The organism is Mesobacillus campisalis (assembly GCF_000986785.1).
GTDB lineage: Bacteria > Bacillota > Bacilli > Bacillales > Cytobacillaceae > Mesobacillus_B > Mesobacillus_B campisalis.
The window spans coordinates 124,919-142,198 of the sequence record NZ_LAYY01000008.1; the positions used below are offsets into that span (position 1 = coordinate 124,919).

A 17,280-nucleotide genomic window follows, 5' to 3' on the forward strand; every position below is an offset into this window, starting at 1 on the left:
CACGCAGCCCCCAGCTGCGTGGTTCCCAACAATCTTTTACTACTTCAATAGCTTCTTTGCTTTATTAATTTGCGCGGTGACTTCGGCAAATCCGGTGCCGCCTGCAGAGTTTCTGCGGATGACGGCATTGCGCGGGTTGAGCGCTTCGTATATGTCTTCTTCAAACAGGGAGCTGGAAGCCTTGTACTCTTCAAACGGCAGGTCCGCCAGGTAGCAGCCACGGTTGATGCAGTCGAGGACAAGTTTCCCGACGACTTCATGGGCTTCGCGGAATGGCAGGCCTTTGGCAGCAAGATAATCCGCAAGTTCCGTTGCGTTGGAAAAATCCTTCCGGACACTTTCTTCCATTACCTGCTCATTCACTGTCATCGTTTCCACCATTCCGGAAAAGATCTTCAGCGACCCTTTTACCGTTTTAACAGTATCAAACATTCCTTCCTTGTCTTCCTGCATGTCCTTATTGTAGGCAAGCGGCAAGCCTTTCAGAACGGTTAGCAGGCTTACAAGCCCTCCGTAAACGCGTCCCGTTTTCCCGCGAATCAGTTCGGCCATGTCCGGATTCTTCTTCTGCGGCATGATGGAGCTTCCGGTTGCGAAGGTATCATCCAGCTCGATGAAGCGGAATTCCTGGCTTGACCAAAGGATGATTTCCTCAGCAAGGCGCGAAAGGTGCATCATCATCATCGAGCTTGCCGACATGAATTCAATGATGAAATCACGGTCGCTGACGGCATCCAGGCTATTTTCATAAATGCCACCAAAGCCCAGCAGCTCTGCCGTATATTCGCGGTCGATAGGGAAGGTGGTTCCGGCAAGCGCGCCGGCTCCCAATGGACTGATGTTAATGCGCTCCAGCGCGCCTTTGAAACGCTGCTTATCCCGCTCAAGCATCCAGAAATACGCCATAAGATGGTGCGCAAAGGAAATCGGCTGTGCCCTTTGCAAATGCGTATATCCAGGCATGATGGTTTCGACATGCTGCTCGGCCTTGCCGACCAGCGTCTGCTGAAATTCAGCAATCAGGGCCAGTATCTCGGAAACCTGCTCTTTTAAATAAAGATGCATGTCGGTGGCCACCTGGTCATTTCGGCTTCTGGCCGTATGAAGCTTCCCGCCAACAGGGCCAACAAGCTCCGTCAGCATTTTTTCCAGGTTCAGATGGATGTCTTCATACTTGCTGGAGAACTCAAGTTCCTTCTTTTCGGCTTTTTCCTTCAATTGCTTCAGGCCGCCGATGATGGTCCCAGCTTCATCCTTCGTCAGGATGCCGCATTTTTCAAGCATGGCCGCATGGGCCATGCTCCCCTGCAAATCTTCTAAAACCAATTCCTGGTCAAAGGAAATCGAAGCTCCGAATTCATCGACCCACTCTTCAGCGGAGGCTGTGAACCTTCCGCCCCATAATTTCTTCACACGTTCACCTTCTTGCCTTGCACCATGCTTTGTACTTTTGTTGGAAGCCCCCACAGATTGATGAATCCTACAGCGGCATTGTGGTCGAACTCATCCTCTGAAGTATAGGTCGCCAATTTTTCATCATATAGAGAGTAAGGAGATTTACGCCCTTCAACGATTGCGTGGCCTTTGAACAGCTTGACACGTACCGTTCCTGTCACATGCTTCTGGGTATCCTTCAGGAAAGCCATCAGCGATGTGCGCAGCGGCGAGAACCATAGGCCTTCATAAATAAGCTCCGTCAATTTTTTCTCGATGACCGGCTTGAAGTGCGCTACTTCTTTTACGAGAGTGATATCTTCCAATTCTTTATGGGCCTTGATCAATGTAATGGCACCCGGGCACTCATACACTTCACGGGATTTGATGCCGACAAGGCGATTTTCGACATGGTCGATACGGCCGACGCCATGCTTCCCGGCAATGATGTTCAATTCAAGAATCAGCTGGGCAAGCGAGAATGACTTGCCATTCAAGGATACTGGCACTCCTTCAACAAACTCGATTTCAACCAATTCAGGGGTGTCCGGAGTGTCTTCGAGCTCCGCTGTCAGTTCATAGGCTTCCTTAGGCGGAGCCTGCCATGGATCTTCTAGGATGCCGCACTCATTGCTGCGTCCCCAAAGGTTCTGGTCGATTGAAAACGGGCTGTCAAGATTGATTGGGATCGGGATGTTATTTTTTGCTGCGTAGGCGATTTCTTCCTCACGTGACCATTTCCATTCACGGACAGGAGCAAGCACCTCAAGATCAGGGTTCAACGCTTTAATGGAAACTTCGAAACGAACCTGGTCATTCCCTTTTCCTGTACATCCGTGGGCAACAGCGACTGCCCCTTCCTTCTCGGCCACTTCAACCAGCTTCTGGGCAATCAGCGGGCGGGATAGTGCCGATACAAGAGGATACTTGCCTTCATAAAGAGTATGGGCCTGGAGGGCAGCTAGTGCATACTCCTTGGCAAACTCTTCTTTCACATCCAATACATATGATTCAACAGCGCCGATTTTCAACGCTTTTTCTTTAATGAAATTAAGGTCTTTTCCTTCACCGACATCAAGGCAGCAGGCGACCACTTCATATCCTTGTCCCTGAAGCCATTTAATTGCAACTGATGTATCAAGCCCGCCTGAATAAGCAAGCACTACTTTTTTTGAATGTGTCATGTTTTAATCTCCTTTTGAATATTTATACAATCGCTTATATGTTTATTCACTTGATATATATCAAATTAACAGGTTTCGGATTATTTTTCAATGATAATTTAAATTTTTTTAAAAAAACTTTCTGATTTTCAGGGTACAAATAGAAATGGAAGGCTTATTGGAACTGTTGTAAAATAAAAGCAGGACAAAAATGGGGTGACTTTTTACATGGAGGAACATTTCAGCTTTGACGAGCGGCTTGGCATCCCGCTGCCTGCCTTTAAAACAGATTGGGACCGGCTTCCGGAGAAGGTACAGCATGACGTTCTCCTTTATTGGGAACGGATCCGCGGAAGCATTCCGGACCGGATTGAAGAGCTGGAGGCAGACATCAATTCCAAGCAGGCCGAACTGAATGATGAGTCTGATTTTAAACGATCCTGTGCCCTCAACAGCGAAATTGCCGAGCTCGCATCGATTATCAACGACCTGTGGCTTTGGTATCGGACCCATCAGGATGTAACCGCAAAATTGCATCGATGAGCCTGAAAAACCCCTCCAGCTCCCTGGAGGGGTTTTCTTTACAAGTCCTTCTGCAATTCCCTGACAACATGGCCGATCTCCGGAAGGATCAGCTTTGTCATCGCAAGCTTCACTGCTCCGGTGGATCCCGGCGTTGCAAAGACCGCCTTGTTGTTCACGACTCCCGCAGCCGCCCTGGACAATAATGCCGCTGAACCAATATCCTCCTGATAACTGAGCATCCGGAACAGCTCGCCAAATCCGGTAATCTCTTTCTGGAATAGTCCCTGGAGCGTTTCAATCGTGACATCACGCTTTGCAATGCCTGTTCCTCCATTGGTGAGCACAGCGTCGATGCCAGGTTGTTTGCAGCCCCTCAGGACTTCATCCCGGATTGGCTCTTCCTCGTCCTTGACAATTACATAATCCACAATGAGGTGCCCCTGGCCCTCAAGCAATTCCATCATCAGTTTACCGCTTTTGTCTGTCTCTTTGTTTCTTGTATCACTAACGGTAATCACTTTGCAGCGGACCTGGCTGGGGGCCTTCTGCTTATGCTCCTGTGTGCTCATTTGTTCCACTCTCCTCTATGCAGAAAGTATCGCATTTGATAATATTTATGGGCAAAGTCGGTTACTCTCCTTGTCAGCTGGTAATTGGCTCCGGCTCCAATGGCCATGCTGATGACCGGAAGCCCTTGAAGCAGCCTTTTTCGGAAAAGGATGATGGCGAGCCCTTTAAAAATATGATTGACTGGCTGCTCAAGCCAGGTAACATCCGTCAGTTCTTCTTTTCCCAGATAAAAATAAAAATCCCCCGCCTCCTGCAGGTCATCCATCAGTTCCATCCATCCGCTTCCCTGCAATCTTTTCGGCATCATGGCCACATGGAAAACCTTCAGGGCAGCCATCATTTCAAATGGCGTGTTGGCCTCGAAGCCGTATGTAAGCCCAATCAGCTGAACGGCCCTCAGGTTGATGACCGCCATGGCAGGAATGTCCGACACGAGCGGAAGGTTCCCGCCGCTGCCTGATAATCCGCCCTGGACGAATGAGTACATCCGGTGCCTGGCAATCTGCTGCTCGGCAATGTATTCAAGCTGTTCAATGGACAAGTCCCTCAGGTCACTGATTGAACCAAGTTCAGGGTTGAACACCCTCCCGGCGGATAGAATCCTTTCCTTGGCGTCCATCTGCAGCTGCGACCCCTGTATAAGCGAATGAAGATGAAACAGTCCGCTGTCGAACCTCGAGAAAAATTCCTTTTGGATCTCCTCGGGCAGCAGGGAAAATGTCCGTTCCAAATATCGGTCGTAAGCAAGCTCCAAATCATTCGGCTGATAATCGGCGAGAGAGACCTCCCAATCCTGCAAATTGCCGAGAACCTGCTTTTCCCTTTCCGTTAATGACATTGGCGTATACCTCCGGAAAATGACTTTTTCTTAGTATAGCACAACCCGCTGCCGCAATACCCTCTTTGCCATGGTCCTGATCCAAACATAAAAAAAGGCAAAAGCCGGAGCTTTTGCCTTTTATGCTTATTTCGTCAATCTTAAAATATCTCTCGCAATCATGACTTCTTCATCTGTCGGGATGACCATTACTTTTACTGGAGAATGCGGATAGCTGATGAATGCTTCTTCTCCGTGCACTTTGTTCAAGGCAGGATCCCAGTAGACGCCCATGAATTCAAGGCCTTTCAGTACACGTTCGCGAATCGCGGAGCTGTTCTCCCCGATTCCTGCAGTGAAGATGATGGCATCGACACCGCACATGCGTGCTGCATACGAACCGATGTATTTATGGATACGGTCACCGAATACCTGAAGCGCAAGCTCAGCACGTTCATTTCCTTTTTTCGCTGCGTCTTCGATATCGCGAAGGTCGCTGGAGAATCCGGATACGCCAAGCATGCCGCTTTCTTTGTTCAATACGTTCAGGACTTCGTCCGCCGTCTTGCCAGTTTTCTCCATGATATATGGAATGAGGGCTGGATCAATATTTCCTGAGCGAGTGCCCATTGTAACTCCCGCAAGTGGGGTGAAGCCCATTGACGTATCAATCGATTTACCGCCCTCGATGGCAGCGATACTTGCGCCGTTGCCCAAGTGGCAGGAGATCAGCCTCAGTTGTTCAATCGGGCGGCCCAGCATTTCGGCCGCTCTCTGGGAAACATATTTATGGGATGTTCCATGGAAGCCATATTTACGGATTCCATATTCCTTGTAGTAATTGTAAGGCAGGCTGTACAAGAAAGAATTTTCCGGCATAGTCTGATGGAATGCTGTATCAAAAACCGCTACTGCCGGCACATTTGGCAAAGCCTGATGGAAAGCGCGAATGCCTGTCAGGTTCGCAGGGTTATGCAGAGGAGCAAGCTCTGAAAGCTTGTCAATCTTATTTAGTACTTCTTTTGTGATCACTACTGAATCGTTGAACTCTTCTCCTCCGTGGACAACCCTGTGGCCGACGCCCTCAATTTCATCCAGGGAGGTGATGATGTTTAGGCTGATCAATTTATCGAGCAGCATTTTCACTGCGACTTCATGGTTGGGAATATTCAGTACATCTTTAATTTTTTCACCATTAACGGAAATTTGAAAAATGGAATCGTTTAAGCCGATTCGCTCTACAATCCCTTTTGTAATAACCTCTTCACTTGGCATCTCAAACAACTGGAATTTCAGAGATGAACTGCCTGCATTGATTGCAATCATTTTCGCCATTTCTGTACCGCTCCTTTATATAATGACTTGCATCTGCATCCTGTTTATTTTGTGCAGCAAGCCCCGATTCTATCTGTCCAATGACAATTAAAACACTGCCTATGCCACATTTCAAGCAACATCAGATTTGTGAACGTTTACAATCAAAATGAGTATTTATTCGGACACTTTGAATTGTCAGTCATTAGCTTTTACCCTTTTATTAACCACATAAGCCCTAAGGCAATACCTCTTTTGCCTTCATAAAAAAACTGGGTCAAAGTGAAGGCTTTGGCCCAGTTTTCAGGAATAATTATTGTTTTGGGTTCTGGCAGATGAGCTTCCTTTCCGCGCGAATGACCGCACACTCCGCTATTTTTTGTTTTCCGCAAACCATTCATCAATTTTCCCAAGGATTCTGCTCATGGCGGGGCCATCCGACAGCTTGGGCAAATCAACCAGCAGGGCCTGTTTTGGCGGCATCAATCCTTCTGCCTTTTTCTGGAGAATCAAAATGCTCTTTGCTGCCTGCTCGTTTTTAAACATGGTTTTTGGAAGCTGAATGATCCCCTGGATGTTCAGATGGTTCTGTATCAGGCTTCGCAGGCTGCCGGCCTGCTCACTTTCAAAGAGGCCGTTTGGAATGACAAAGAACATATAGCCTCCTTCCTTCACATGGCGGGTGCTTTGCTCGATGAACAGATGGTGGGCGTATGTATGGCCGCTTTCGGCTTTCACCTCAAATTCCGACGCCCGGAGATCGTTGGGGTAATATCCAACCGGGAGGTCACAAACGACTGCATCCACCGGGTCAATAAATAACGGTTCAAGGGCGTCCTGGTTGAACAGCTCGACTTCATGCTCCAGCAGGTTGGCATTCACATAGGCCAGCCTGATCAGCACATCGTCGATTTCAATCCCCGTTGAATCTATCGCTTTATCTCCCTGCTGATTGAGCACGGTCGATAAAAGGTTTCCCGTTCCCACCGCAGGATCAAGAAGGCGGAATGCCTGTTTATTTATAAATTTCGTTATAAGATAACCCATAAACAATCCGACCGAATCAGGGGTCATCTGATGATGGGCTTGTACATTTTCCTGCATGCCCTTCAGGATGGCCAGCTGGAATCCTTTTCTTATTTCTTCTTTGGAGCGGCCGGACAGACTCACATCACCATAAAGCTTTTCGAGCCTTTTTCTTGTCCACTCACTGATTTCTTCCTGCATGACCTTGCCGTGAAACAGATTTTCCCCGGTTTCGGCTAGTGCTTCAAGGTATGTACAAGATAATTCATCTTTTAATAAATCGGCTGTCACATTAAACATCGTGAACAGCTTTTCGACTGGTTCTATGTTCATTGTTTTCCTCCTGGTCTTTCATCAGTGTATATTTTACCTTTGTTTTTTCCATGCCACAAGCAGTTGGACTCGGGAGAAAGAACGAGGCTGTTGGAGCCCGAATGGCTTGTTATCAAGAACGATGAAAGCCGCAGAAGGGTCTGCGGCTTTCATGTTGGGCTGGGCTTATATCCCACATTAGGTTTCTTTATTTTGCTTGCTTCGCTGCTTCGATGGCTGCTTCATAGTCCGGGTGGTTTGTTGCTTCGCTCACGTATTCTGCATAAGTCACCTGGTCATTGGAATCAACGACAAAGACGGCACGTGCAAGAAGGCGAAGTTCCTGAATGGCCACTCCAAATGCTTCCCCGAAAGAAAGATCGCGGTGGTCGGAAAGAGTTTGTACGTTTTCCACTCCGTTAGCTCCGCACCAGCGCTTCTGTGCAAACGGAAGGTCCACAGAGATTGTCAAGATTTTCACGTTGTCCAGCTTGTTCGCTTCTTCGTTAAAACGGCGGGTCTGCGCATCGCATACGCCCGTATCAAGTGAAGGCACAACGCTGATCAGACGTACGGAGCCTTTCGAATCATCAAGTGTAACAGCAGATAGGTCGTTTGCCAGAACACTGAAATTCGGTGCCTTTTCTCCGACTTTGACTTCATTTCCAAGCAAAGTAACCTTGTTCCCCTTGAAAGTAATATTTGCCATATCCTCATCCTCCTGGTCCATTTTATGTACAGTGTAAATATATCCTGTAAATGAAAATTATTCAAATAATAGAACGCTTCAAAGGCAAATAAAAAGTTAACCTTCCTTGCGGTCAGTTAACTTTCCCAGGTTGAACCTACATTTCCAGGTCTTCTTTTGGTCCGTCATATTTGCCTGGGTTGGTTGGCTGAAGATTGTCTTTCTGGCCGCCTTCATTATTGCCGCCGCTCCCCTTGGACATCATTTTTTGAATTTTTTCCACTGCCTGTGGCGCCGCATCAAGGATTTTTTCAATCAGGTGGGTATTCTCATCAAGATGGAGCATCCTGACTCCCTGGGAACTGACAATCAAAAATGCGATAGGAGTAATGGAAACACCGCCGCCGCTTCCGCCGCCAAATGGATGCTTTTCTGAGCCGCCATTTTCCAGGGTGAATTCGCTGCCCCCTGCCGCAAACCCAAAGCCCACTTTGGAGACCGTCATAATCACACTGCCATCAGGAGTTTCAACTGGGTCCCCAATAATGGTATTAACATCAATCATTTCCTTGAGATTTTCCATGGCTGTGGTCATAAGTCCTTGAATCGGATGTTCTGACATGCGCAACTTCCTCCTTATTAAATCGAGTTTGCATTATTATTAGAAAGGACCGCAAGCGGCTTGGTTTTAAACTCCGGCATTCCGCCCTTCCAATATTTCACTAGTTTTATTCCTGCCCAAATAGCATGCCCCATTGTAATTTGAAACATACACTTCAAAAGGATTTGCGAAGTTGATCTTTGAAAATTCGGGGTGACCGTCACTACCGGGCTTGCGACAAGCCTCATATAATGACTGAGAATGGCGAGGATTCCTCCTTTAACAGACCAAATCGCGCCGCATGCTATTGCGGTCGATGCAGCGTCTCCTATGCCAACATTCGTGTGCCATTCCAGTTTTTTAATTTTTACTTTGGCCAGGAGTTTTCTAACATGAGTATGAAGTCCGACTACATGCTCAATAAGCGCCTTTATATCGTCCAGGGAGTCAAGCAGGTCTGCCTTATCAAAACTGCGTTCGCCCTGCGCTTTTGTTGTTTCGTTGGGGCCCGTTTTCGTTTCTTCCGAAATGACAACAGAAGGGCTGTCCTCATCAACCTTTATCATGGGAATCTCTTTACGGAGGGTAATCAATCCTCCTAGAGCCCTTACCACAACCTTCAGGTGGTCGTTATCGTTCCCATGGTAAAAATCGATATGGACACTTGCCTTGGAGAACATTATTAAAATCAGGAGCAGGATCAGGAATAGCAGCATCAGCAGCAGCCAATTCACACTGTTTCACAACCTTTCAGCCTACCATTATGGCCTATCGCAAAAAAAAATAAACCTGCCAGAGGCAGGTTTAGGAGTTTTCATGGACAACGGATGTACCAGCGAACAAATCATGCAGTCCCTGTTTTTTGGGTAAAAATGCAACAATCAAATAGGCAATCACCAGAGTGGAGGAGATGAAGCGGCCTATCCACTCACGGAATAACACGGTTCCCCAAGATAGAGGTTCTCCTTTTAAATCCACCACCCTCAATCCAAATACCATCTTGCCCAAGGTCTGTCCGAAGTATTTTGTCATCAGCACAAAGTACAAGTAAAAAACAATGGCCGTCACGATGGCCGCCGGTGCAAACATGCCCGATTCCGCCACAGGCAGCCCAAGTGCACGGAAGACCGGGAAAACAATCAGCCGGTTGAGGCTGCCTATTACCACCAGGTCCAGCAGATAGGCCCAGAACCTCATCCAAAATCCGGCGTAGCGGCTGACAGGCACTATAGAGTGCATTCCATGGCTGCGGCCTTCTCCGGAATGCTGCCCCGTTTCTTCCAAACCTGCTTCTTGGTCATGTGTGGTCATTTCCTCGCCTCCCTTATTCAGCATATAAATACATGAGCCTCGGCGAATTTGGCTCTGACAACAGCTTCATCATGCCGGCCAGTTCCAAATCCTTGCCCATTATCTTTTGGGCGCTTACTCCAAAGAGCGAGCGGAAACCGATGTTTTCAGAGTATTGGACAACCTGGGCATTTCCCAGTTTCTTATCTTCTTTCAAGGCTGAGACAACATCGTCGAAATGGCCGAAGCCGTCAATCAAGTTCAGGTCCTTCGCCTGGCGTCCATCATAGATTCGCCCATCCGCCAGTTTTTTGACTTCTTCAACACTCATTCCGCGGCCATTGGAAATGACCTCGACAAAGCCCTCATACGAATTGTTGATCATTTCCTGCAGGATTTCGCGTTCATCTTCCGTCATCTCTCTTGAACCGCTCATGATGTCTTTATAAGGCCCGCTTTTAATGGTCATGAATTCCACACCATACTTTTCTGCCAGCCCTGAGTAGTTGATTCCCTGCATGATCACTCCCAGTGATCCTGTCAGTGTCTCACGGCTCGCATAAATCTTTTCTGCGGGAGCCGCGATGTAATATCCCCCTGATGCGGCCATGGAGCCCATCGAGATATAGACCGGCTTCCCGGCTTCCTGGATTTCAATAATCTTATCATGAATTTCGGCGCTTTCCACCACGCCTCCCCCAGGAGTGTTCACTCTGAGGATAATCGCCTTGACACTTTTATCCTCCTTCGCATAGTCCAGCTGTTTCATGAATCCCCGATGATGATATCCGGCCGTTTCAAAAATGGATCCTGGTGTGCCTGTATCCTGGATGACCCCGTTAATGGACAGGACAGCAATTTTGTTATTTCCATCCCCTTCTTCCAGAACTTCCTCAAGCATGGTGTCATTACCGGAGCCAAACAGATCGGTCAAGGCTGTTTCCGCTTCCGAAAAAGCAAAGGAAGACATTAAATTCACAACCGTTGATACAACAAACAAAACAACGGCAATACCTAATGCCGCCCATCTTTTTCCATTCATCCTGTTTCCTCCTTCTCATTAGTGTTTCATTTTTTTCAATCCCGAAAAAATGGTAAACTAATATTAATCCTCCCTATTTTAGCAAAAGGTGTTAAAAAAGGGGTAAGATTATACCAAGACATGACAAATTTTATGGAGGAATCATCATGCCTAATCGCCGCAATCTTTATTTTTACCATAAGCCCGATGCAGAAATGAAGGAGAAAGTTGCCCCATTGTATGATTTGGCCAAAAGATATGATTTCACCCTGGAAAAGGACTACACGAAGGCCAATATCATTGTCTCCGTGGGAGATGATGACACCTTTCTCCAGGCCGTCCGAAAAACGGGATTCCGGGAGGACTGCCTTTATGCCGGAATATCCACTTCCCCTAAATTGACCATGTATTGCGATTTCCATTCCCAGGATACTTCCAAAATCATTGAAGCCATTACGACCGACAATGTGGAAGTAAGGCGCTATCCTACTATCGAGGTTAATGTTGATGGCGAAACTTCCTTCAGCTGCCTGAACGAGTTCAGCCTCCGCTCTTCAATCATTAAAGCCATTGTCATGGATATCTTTATCGATGACTTGCATTTTGAAACCTTTAGAGGGGATGGGATGGTTGTAGCCACGCCAACCGGCAGCACAGGGTATAACCGCTCGGTCAATGGATCGGTGGTGGATCCCTTGCTGCCTTGTATGCAAGTAAGCGAAGTCGCCTCTGTTAACAACAATCTGTACAGGACACTTGGATCCTCCTTTATTCTTTCCGGCGACCGGAAGCTTTCATTGAAAGTCGTCCAGGACGGAAACGACTACCCAATCATGGGAATGGACAATGAAGCGCTCAGCATCCAGCATGTAGAAAGTATTGATGTTAAATTGAGCGGGAAAGTGATCAAAACAGTCAAGCTGAAGGATAATTCTTTCTGGGAAAAGGTAAAGCGCACCTTCCTATAAAGCAAAAAAAGCCCTAAATGGGCTTTTTTGCATGATACATATTTTATGCCTGTGTCTTTTCCTTGCGCCACTTCCATTCAATTGAAGCAGCAAGCTTCGTCCTTGAAAGAGAGTAGATGGTCAAAGCCCCCCAGATGAAGGTAAAAGCTAAAAGGTCTGTTTTGGAGAAGTGCTCCCCGTAAATAAACACCCCAAGGATCAACGTCAATGTCGGAGCGATGTACTGGAGAAAACCAAGCGTCGATAGCGGTATCCTTTGCGCCCCTTTGGCAAAAAACAGCAGGGGAACTGCCGTCGCCGCCCCGGAACCAGCCAATAGCAAACTAGTCGACAGGGAACCGCTTAGAAGCGTACTGCTTCCTTCGGTAAACAACACGGCCATATAAATTAATGCCAGCGGTGTGACCACCATGGTTTCCAGCGCAAGGCCGACTTCCGAATCCATCCTGATCCACTTTTTGGCCATTCCATAAAGTCCGAATGAAACGGCAAGGGTCATGGCAATCCATGGGAAGCTGCCGTATGAAACAGTCATAATCAGCACGCCCGCCGCAGCCAATGAAAAAGAAAGTACTTGGGCACCTGAAAGTTTTTCCTTGAAAAAGACGACGCCCAAAAGGACCGAGACGAGCGGGTTTATGTAATACCCCAGGCTCGCTTCCACCATCTGTCCTGAATTGACCGACCATATATAGACGAACCAATTGATGCTGATCAGGATGGCCGCCGCACCAAGCGCCAGCATCTGCCGTTTATTTTGGGCAAAGCCCCGGATGGACCCGGCAAATAGCGTCCATTTTTTTGACACCAGCAAGATTCCAATCATAAAAGCAAAAGACCATGCCACCCTGTTTGCCAGGATTTCTTCAGCCTTGACATGGTCCAGAAACTTCCAGTAAACAGGGAGGATTCCCCATAATATATAGGAAAAAGCGGCATAGAGAATCCCATCTTGCTGCTCCGTCCGATTTGCCATCACTGCACCCCCGATATTTCTAAACTCGAAATATGTTCATTATAGCGGGGGAGCCGACGGATTGGCAATCCTTTTTTTCCTCACTAGGTTTTTTATACGCCCAATTCCTTTTTGCGGAGTTCGACGCGCCGGATTTTCCCTGATGTCGTCTTAGGAAGCTCCTTTACAAATTCAATCTTCCTCGGATATTTATAAGGAGCTGTCAACACTTTCACATGCTCCTGCAATGCCGGCACAAGCTCCGGATTGGTTTCATCCGTGCCCGGCTTCAGGACAATGTATGCTTTGACAATGTGCCCTCTCACACTGTCAGGAGAGGCAACAACGGCGCATTCCTGGACGGCAGGATGTTTCACAAGGGCATCTTCCACCTCGAACGGCCCGATTGTATATCCAGAGCTGATGATGATATCATCCCCCCTGCCCTCAAACCAGAAATAGCCGTCCTCATCCTTCTTAGCCTTATCCCCGGTGATGTAATAATCACCCCTGAATTGCATCGCGGTACGTTCCGGATCTTTATAATAATTTTTGAACAATGCCGGCGTATCAATATGGACCGCAATATCGCCTACTTCCCCTGCTCCGCATGGGACACCGTCCTCGCTGACGATTTCCACACTGTTTCCTGGCGTCGGCTTGCCCATTGAGCCTGGTTTCAGCTCCATGCCTTGCGTCACGCCAACCAGGAGCGTATTTTCTGTCTGTCCATAGCCGTCACGGACATCCACCTGGAAATGCTTCCTGAAGGTGTCAATGACCTCCCGGTTCAAAGGCTCCCCGGCTGAAACGGCACTGCGGAGGCCGGGAAGCTTAAAGTCGCCAATTCTTTCGACTTTGGCCATCAGCCTGTATTCCGTCGGTGTGCAGCAAAGCACATTCACCTGGTAGCTTTCCAATAATTCCAAATATTTTACAGGTTCAAATGTTCCATGATAGACAAAACCTGTGGCACCTGAACCCAGCACGGAAAGGAAAGGGCTCCAAATCCACTTTTGCCAGCCAGGTCCGGCCGTTGCCCACACTGTATCTCCTTCTTCGATTCCAAGCCAATTTGTGGCTGCTGTGCGCAGGTGCGCATATGCCCACCCATGTGTATGTACAACGCCCTTCGGATTCCCTGTCGTTCCCGAGGTATAGGAAATAAACGCCATATCGTCCCTTTCCGTCGACGCCAGTGCAAACTGGTCATCCGCTTCCTGGGCCAATGTATCCAGGTTAAGCCATCCATCCTTTTCCTGCCCCACTGAAAACTTGAGAAGGGAAGCCGCCTCCTTGATAGGTGCAAACTCCTCAACAAATGGATGATAGCTGACAATTGCTTTGACATCCCCATGCGAAATGCGATACTGGTAATCTTTTGTCCGGAGCATTTCAGAGCTTGGAATGACGACCAGCCCGGATTTCAATGCGGCAATATACACCTGGTACGCTTCAATCAGCCTTGGCATGACAACCAGGACGACATCTCCTTTTGAAAGCCCCTGCTCACTGAATACATTTCCGATTTTATTTGCATTTTTGATAAGCTCGCTGTAAGTGACTTCCTTTTTCTCCCCCGTTTCATCTTCCCACTTAAGTGCCACCTTGTCCTGCTTTAGTGCATACTGCTCCATTTCGGATATAAGATTGTAAACTTGCGGCGCAATCAGGTCCTCCCTGTTCATAAAGTCCCTCCTATCAACTAATAATCATAACTAATTTTATTATACAGATTTTTTAGACTTTTTGAATTATTAAATAGGAAGGAGTTGTGACAAATAGAAAGGAGCGGGATCGCTCCCGCTCCTTGTAGCCATTTTATTTATTTTTTATTAACGAGAGAAACCGCTCATTTGCTGTTGAGCCATGGAAACCAGGCGCTTAGTGATTTCTCCTCCAACGGAACCGTTAGCGCGGGAAGTTGTTTCTGCACCAAGGTTAACGCCGAATTCAGAAGCAATTTCATACTTCATTTGGTTAAGAGCTTCTTCAACTCCTGGAACCAAAAGGTTGTTTGAATTGTTGTTTGGCATGTGATTTCACCTCCTTGTGAGTATAGAGTGTGTAGAATCACATGCCTTCATTCAGCTTAATTGTTGGTAATTGTTCACAATAGAGGAAGCAAATAGGGTATAAAACAGTCTGCCTAAAACAAATCCTCTTCTTCCTGTCCAGAGTCGGCGCCGCCAGGTTTGACCAGGAGCCTTTCTGTCTCCTGCACGGCCTTCTCGATTAAAGGCTCAAAGTCAAAGAAGCTTTCAAAATGTTTGACTTTTTCAAGCTTCGGCTTTGTTTTCGGAGAGGCCGGTACGAATACGGTGCAGCAGTCCTCATAAGGCCGGTTTGAGATGTCCAGTGTATCGATTTTTCCGGCAATATTCATGATTTCTGTTTTGTCCATGGCAATCAGCGGCCTTAGGATTGGTGTACTTGTCACCTCATTAATGGCATACATGCTTTCGAGAGTCTGGCTTGCCACCTGGCCGAGGCTTTCCCCTGTAATCAGCGCCAGGCCTCCAAACTTTTCACGAAGCCGGTCCGCTATTTGCAGCATCAGCCTTCTTGTTGTCGTCATCGTATAATTGTCGGGAACCTGCTTATGGATGGCCTGCTGAATTTCGGTGAACGGAACAATATGAAGGGCAAAGTGCCCGCTTACTTCAGCGAGCTTGGCTGAAAGATCTACTACCTTTTGGCGTGCCCGCTCACTCGTGAACGGCGGGCTAGCGAAATGGATTCCCTCGACCTCAAGGCCTCTTTTCATTGACAGGTAGCCGGCAACCGGGCTGTCGATTCCGCCGGAAAGCATTAGCATGGCTTTCCCGCTTGAACCAACAGGAAGTCCTGCAGCGCCCAGGATATTTTCCGCTGACAGATACACGGCTTCTTTCCGGATTTCAATTTGCAGGTTGATATCCGGGTTTCTTACATCCACCTTTAATCCGGGAATGTTTTTAAGCAAGTGTCCGCCGAATTCGTAGTTGACCTCATTCGTGTCAAGTTCGAAGGTTTTATCCGATCTTTTGGCTGTGATTTTAAAAGTTTTTCCCTCGCTGTAAAGGCTGCGGAACAGCTCGAGCGCCGCCTGCTTCATTTTATCAAGATCCTTTTCAACCTTGACGGCAAGGCTGAATGACTGGATGCCAAATACCTTTTTTAATCTTTCAGCAACTTTCCTTCCGTCTTCTCCATTCAACAGGACATACATGCGTTCCCTGTCGGATTCGATTTGCACTTGTGGAAAATCTTCAAGCGTCTTCCTTACACTCTTTCTGAGCTTATCGATAAATTTATTGCGGTTTCGGCCTTTGGTCGAAATTTCGCCGTAACGTATAAGAATGCGGTCATACATCATTTATTTCATTACCTCTCCTAATTGTTTTACAGTCTCCCTGATGGCTCCTGCCGCTGCCTTGGCTTCAGCAAGAGTATTTTCCTCTGAAAGGCTGATCCGGATGGCGCTCTCCGCCACTCCGTCGGGCACTCCCATTGCGAGCAGTGTTTTGCTGGGTCTGCTCTTTCTTGATGAACAGGCGCTAGTCGTAGACACATAGATGCCTTTCTCTTCAAGCGCATGGATGAAAACTTCCGCTTTGAAGCCTTTTACGGAGAAGTTCAAAATGTGGGGAGCCGAATTTTCTGCTGGGGTATGGATAATGATTTCCGGCATTTCCGCTAATCCGGATTTTATTGTCCCCATAATTTCATTTATTAGACCCATATTTCTTTCCCATCGTTCAGAGGACATCCTCAAAGCCTTGGCCATAGCAACCATGCCAGCGACATTTTCAGTCCCATTCCGGCGTTCCCCTTCCTGGCCCCCACCTGATAAAAGCGGAAGAAGCTTCACGCCGTCCCTGACAAACAGGGCACCAGTCCCCTTCAATCCATGGAACTTATGTCCGGATATGGTGCAGAGGTCAATATTGCTCCCATAAATATCAAGGGGAAGTTTGCCGGCACCTTGGACATAATCCACATGGAACAGCACTTTCGGGAAGTCCTTCAGCATCTGTCCGATTTCCCCCACAGGCTGGATGGTTCCCACCTCGTTATTGGTATGGATGACCGAGACAAGGATGGTGTCATCCCTGATGGCCGCATTTACGGCGGCAGTGTCGATAAATCCCTCTTTGTTGACAGGTAGATAGGTTACTTCAAAACCCAATTCTTCAAGCTGCCGGGCCGCATTGGCTACAGAGTCATGCTCAATTTGGGTAGTGATTATATGTTTTCCCCGGCCTCGGTTGGCTAGAGCTGCCCCTTTTAATGCCAGGTTATTGCCTTCCGTGCCTCCGGAAGTAAAAATAACTTCTGCCGCTTTCACGCCCATCAGCCTGGCCACCTGGGAACGAGCCTGCCCCAGGAGTTTTTCTGCCTGCCCTCCGATTCCGTGAAGCGAGGACGGATTTCCAAAATAGCCGGCAGAGACCTTCAGGAATGAATCCAATACTTCTTTATAAGGTTTTGTCGTCGCACTGTTGTCAAAATAAATCATGGTATTCTCCCCCCTGGATGCCGAGCCTTTTTGCTAACAAAGAATTTTAACATATTCAGTCAATCTTGAAAATAAAAGAAAGCTTCCAATCACAT

Annotated in this window: 18 protein-coding genes; 2 read left to right on the forward strand and 16 right to left on the reverse strand. The window is 47.6% G+C overall.

Features of this window, described 5'->3' with window-relative positions:
• Positions 1–39 precede the first annotated feature (39 nt).
• A complete protein-coding gene (gene argH / locus WQ57_RS09210; protein ID WP_046523462.1) occupies positions 40–1,413 on the reverse strand; it encodes an argininosuccinate lyase in 1,374 nt (457 codons plus the stop codon).
• Entirely contained in the window at positions 1,410–2,618 is a 1,209-nt protein-coding gene (locus WQ57_RS09215) for an argininosuccinate synthase (protein WP_046523463.1), read from the reverse strand. The genes argH and WQ57_RS09215 overlap by 4 nt, the downstream gene beginning before the upstream one ends.
• A 207-nt stretch (positions 2,619–2,825) precedes the next feature.
• Between WQ57_RS09215 and WQ57_RS09220 the strand changes: the two genes are divergently transcribed.
• On the forward strand, positions 2,826–3,140 hold the full coding sequence (locus WQ57_RS09220; protein WP_046523464.1) for a hypothetical protein: 315 nt from the start codon (positions 2,826–2,828) through the stop codon (positions 3,138–3,140).
• Positions 3,141–3,178: 38 nt separating this feature from the next.
• Here WQ57_RS09220 and WQ57_RS09225 read toward each other — a convergent pair whose 3' ends face one another.
• From WQ57_RS09225 to sppA, 9 genes are all read right to left on the reverse strand, one after another.
• Positions 3,179–3,691, reverse strand: coding sequence for a MogA/MoaB family molybdenum cofactor biosynthesis protein (locus WQ57_RS09225; RefSeq protein WP_046523465.1), 513 nt, complete (start codon positions 3,689–3,691; stop codon positions 3,179–3,181).
• Complete coding sequence (locus WQ57_RS09230) at positions 3,688–4,530, reverse strand: EcsC family protein (RefSeq protein WP_046523466.1); 843 nt, start codon at positions 4,528–4,530, stop codon at positions 3,688–3,690. The genes WQ57_RS09225 and WQ57_RS09230 overlap by 4 nt, the downstream gene beginning before the upstream one ends.
• Positions 4,531–4,656: 126 nt before the next feature.
• Complete coding sequence (locus tag WQ57_RS09235) at positions 4,657–5,844, reverse strand: acetate kinase (protein ID WP_046523467.1); 1,188 nt, start codon at positions 5,842–5,844, stop codon at positions 4,657–4,659.
• A 351-nt stretch (positions 5,845–6,195) separates the two neighbouring features.
• Positions 6,196–7,182, reverse strand: coding sequence for a class I SAM-dependent methyltransferase (locus WQ57_RS09245; protein ID WP_046523469.1), 987 nt, complete (start codon positions 7,180–7,182; stop codon positions 6,196–6,198).
• Between the two features lie 187 nt (positions 7,183–7,369).
• On the reverse strand, positions 7,370–7,870 hold the full coding sequence (tpx, locus tag WQ57_RS09250; RefSeq protein WP_046523470.1) for a thiol peroxidase: 501 nt from the start codon (positions 7,868–7,870) through the stop codon (positions 7,370–7,372).
• 136 nt (positions 7,871–8,006) lie between these two features.
• Entirely contained in the window at positions 8,007–8,471 is a 465-nt protein-coding gene (gene ytfJ / locus WQ57_RS09255; protein WP_046523471.1) for a GerW family sporulation protein, read from the reverse strand.
• A 17-nt stretch (positions 8,472–8,488) separates the two neighbouring features.
• On the reverse strand, positions 8,489–9,184 hold the full coding sequence (locus tag WQ57_RS09260; RefSeq protein WP_046523472.1) for a DUF2953 domain-containing protein: 696 nt from the start codon (positions 9,182–9,184) through the stop codon (positions 8,489–8,491).
• Between the two features lie 70 nt (positions 9,185–9,254).
• Positions 9,255–9,689, reverse strand: a complete 435-nt coding sequence (locus WQ57_RS09265) for an RDD family protein (RefSeq protein WP_241481512.1) — start codon at positions 9,687–9,689, stop codon at positions 9,255–9,257.
• Positions 9,690–9,774: 85 nt separating this feature from the next.
• Entirely contained in the window at positions 9,775–10,782 is a 1,008-nt protein-coding gene (sppA, locus tag WQ57_RS09270; RefSeq protein ID WP_046523474.1) for a signal peptide peptidase SppA, read from the reverse strand.
• Between the two features lie 146 nt (positions 10,783–10,928).
• On the opposite strand from sppA, the gene WQ57_RS09275 reads away from it, so the two are divergent.
• The gene (locus WQ57_RS09275) at positions 10,929–11,729 is read left to right on the forward strand and encodes an NAD kinase (RefSeq protein ID WP_046523475.1); all 801 of its coding nucleotides are present in this window, start codon (positions 10,929–10,931) and stop codon (positions 11,727–11,729) included.
• Between the two features lie 43 nt (positions 11,730–11,772).
• Here WQ57_RS09275 and rarD read toward each other — a convergent pair whose 3' ends face one another.
• The 5 genes from rarD to WQ57_RS09300 form a co-directional block, all read right to left on the reverse strand.
• Positions 11,773–12,705 (reverse strand): EamA family transporter RarD, encoded by a 933-nt coding sequence (gene rarD / locus WQ57_RS09280; protein WP_046523476.1) that lies wholly within the window; start codon positions 12,703–12,705, stop codon positions 11,773–11,775.
• A gap of 92 nt (positions 12,706–12,797) precedes the next feature.
• Positions 12,798–14,372 carry an acyl-CoA synthetase MbcS gene (gene mbcS, locus WQ57_RS09285; protein WP_046523477.1) on the reverse strand — a complete coding sequence of 525 codons (1,575 nt, stop codon included), beginning with the start codon at positions 14,370–14,372 and terminating at the stop codon, positions 12,798–12,800.
• A gap of 147 nt (positions 14,373–14,519) precedes the next feature.
• Positions 14,520–14,720 (reverse strand): alpha/beta-type small acid-soluble spore protein, encoded by a 201-nt coding sequence (locus tag WQ57_RS09290; protein ID WP_046523478.1) that lies wholly within the window; start codon positions 14,718–14,720, stop codon positions 14,520–14,522.
• 113 nt (positions 14,721–14,833) lie between these two features.
• Positions 14,834–16,042, reverse strand: a complete 1,209-nt coding sequence (gene thiI, locus WQ57_RS09295; RefSeq protein WP_046523479.1) for a tRNA uracil 4-sulfurtransferase ThiI — start codon at positions 16,040–16,042, stop codon at positions 14,834–14,836.
• Positions 16,043–17,185: a cysteine desulfurase family protein gene (locus WQ57_RS09300; protein WP_046523480.1), complete on the reverse strand. Its 1,143-nt coding sequence runs from the start codon at positions 17,183–17,185 to the stop codon at positions 16,043–16,045. It lies immediately after the preceding gene.
• Positions 17,186–17,280 lie beyond the last annotated feature (95 nt).

Coding starts and splice junctions, on each gene's coding strand:
- WQ57_RS09215 (WP_046523463.1), bottom strand. CDS start 2,618: ATGACACATTCAAAAAAAGTAGTGCTTGCTTATTCAGGCGGGCTTGAT.
- WQ57_RS09220 (WP_046523464.1), top strand. CDS start 2,826: ATGGAGGAACATTTCAGCTTTGACGAGCGGCTTGGCATCCCGCTGCCT.
- WQ57_RS09225 (WP_046523465.1), bottom strand. CDS start 3,691: ATGAGCACACAGGAGCATAAGCAGAAGGCCCCCAGCCAGGTCCGCTGC.
- WQ57_RS09230 (WP_046523466.1), bottom strand. CDS start 4,530: ATGTCATTAACGGAAAGGGAAAAGCAGGTTCTCGGCAATTTGCAGGAT.
- WQ57_RS09235 (WP_046523467.1), bottom strand. CDS start 5,844: ATGGCGAAAATGATTGCAATCAATGCAGGCAGTTCATCTCTGAAATTC.
- WQ57_RS09245 (WP_046523469.1), bottom strand. CDS start 7,182: ATGAACATAGAACCAGTCGAAAAGCTGTTCACGATGTTTAATGTGACA.
- tpx (WP_046523470.1), bottom strand. CDS start 7,870: ATGGCAAATATTACTTTCAAGGGGAACAAGGTTACTTTGCTTGGAAAT.
- ytfJ (WP_046523471.1), bottom strand. CDS start 8,471: ATGTCAGAACATCCGATTCAAGGACTTATGACCACAGCCATGGAAAAT.
- WQ57_RS09265 (WP_241481512.1), bottom strand. CDS start 9,689: ATGCACTCTATAGTGCCTGTCAGCCGCTACGCCGGATTTTGGATGAGG.
- sppA (WP_046523474.1), bottom strand. CDS start 10,782: ATGAATGGAAAAAGATGGGCGGCATTAGGTATTGCCGTTGTTTTGTTT.
- WQ57_RS09275 (WP_046523475.1), top strand. CDS start 10,929: ATGCCTAATCGCCGCAATCTTTATTTTTACCATAAGCCCGATGCAGAA.
- rarD (WP_046523476.1), bottom strand. CDS start 12,705: ATGGCAAATCGGACGGAGCAGCAAGATGGGATTCTCTATGCCGCTTTT.
- mbcS (WP_046523477.1), bottom strand. CDS start 14,372: ATGAACAGGGAGGACCTGATTGCGCCGCAAGTTTACAATCTTATATCC.
- WQ57_RS09290 (WP_046523478.1), bottom strand. CDS start 14,720: ATGCCAAACAACAATTCAAACAACCTTTTGGTTCCAGGAGTTGAAGAA.
- thiI (WP_046523479.1), bottom strand. CDS start 16,042: ATGATGTATGACCGCATTCTTATACGTTACGGCGAAATTTCGACCAAA.
- WQ57_RS09300 (WP_046523480.1), bottom strand. CDS start 17,185: ATGATTTATTTTGACAACAGTGCGACGACAAAACCTTATAAAGAAGTA.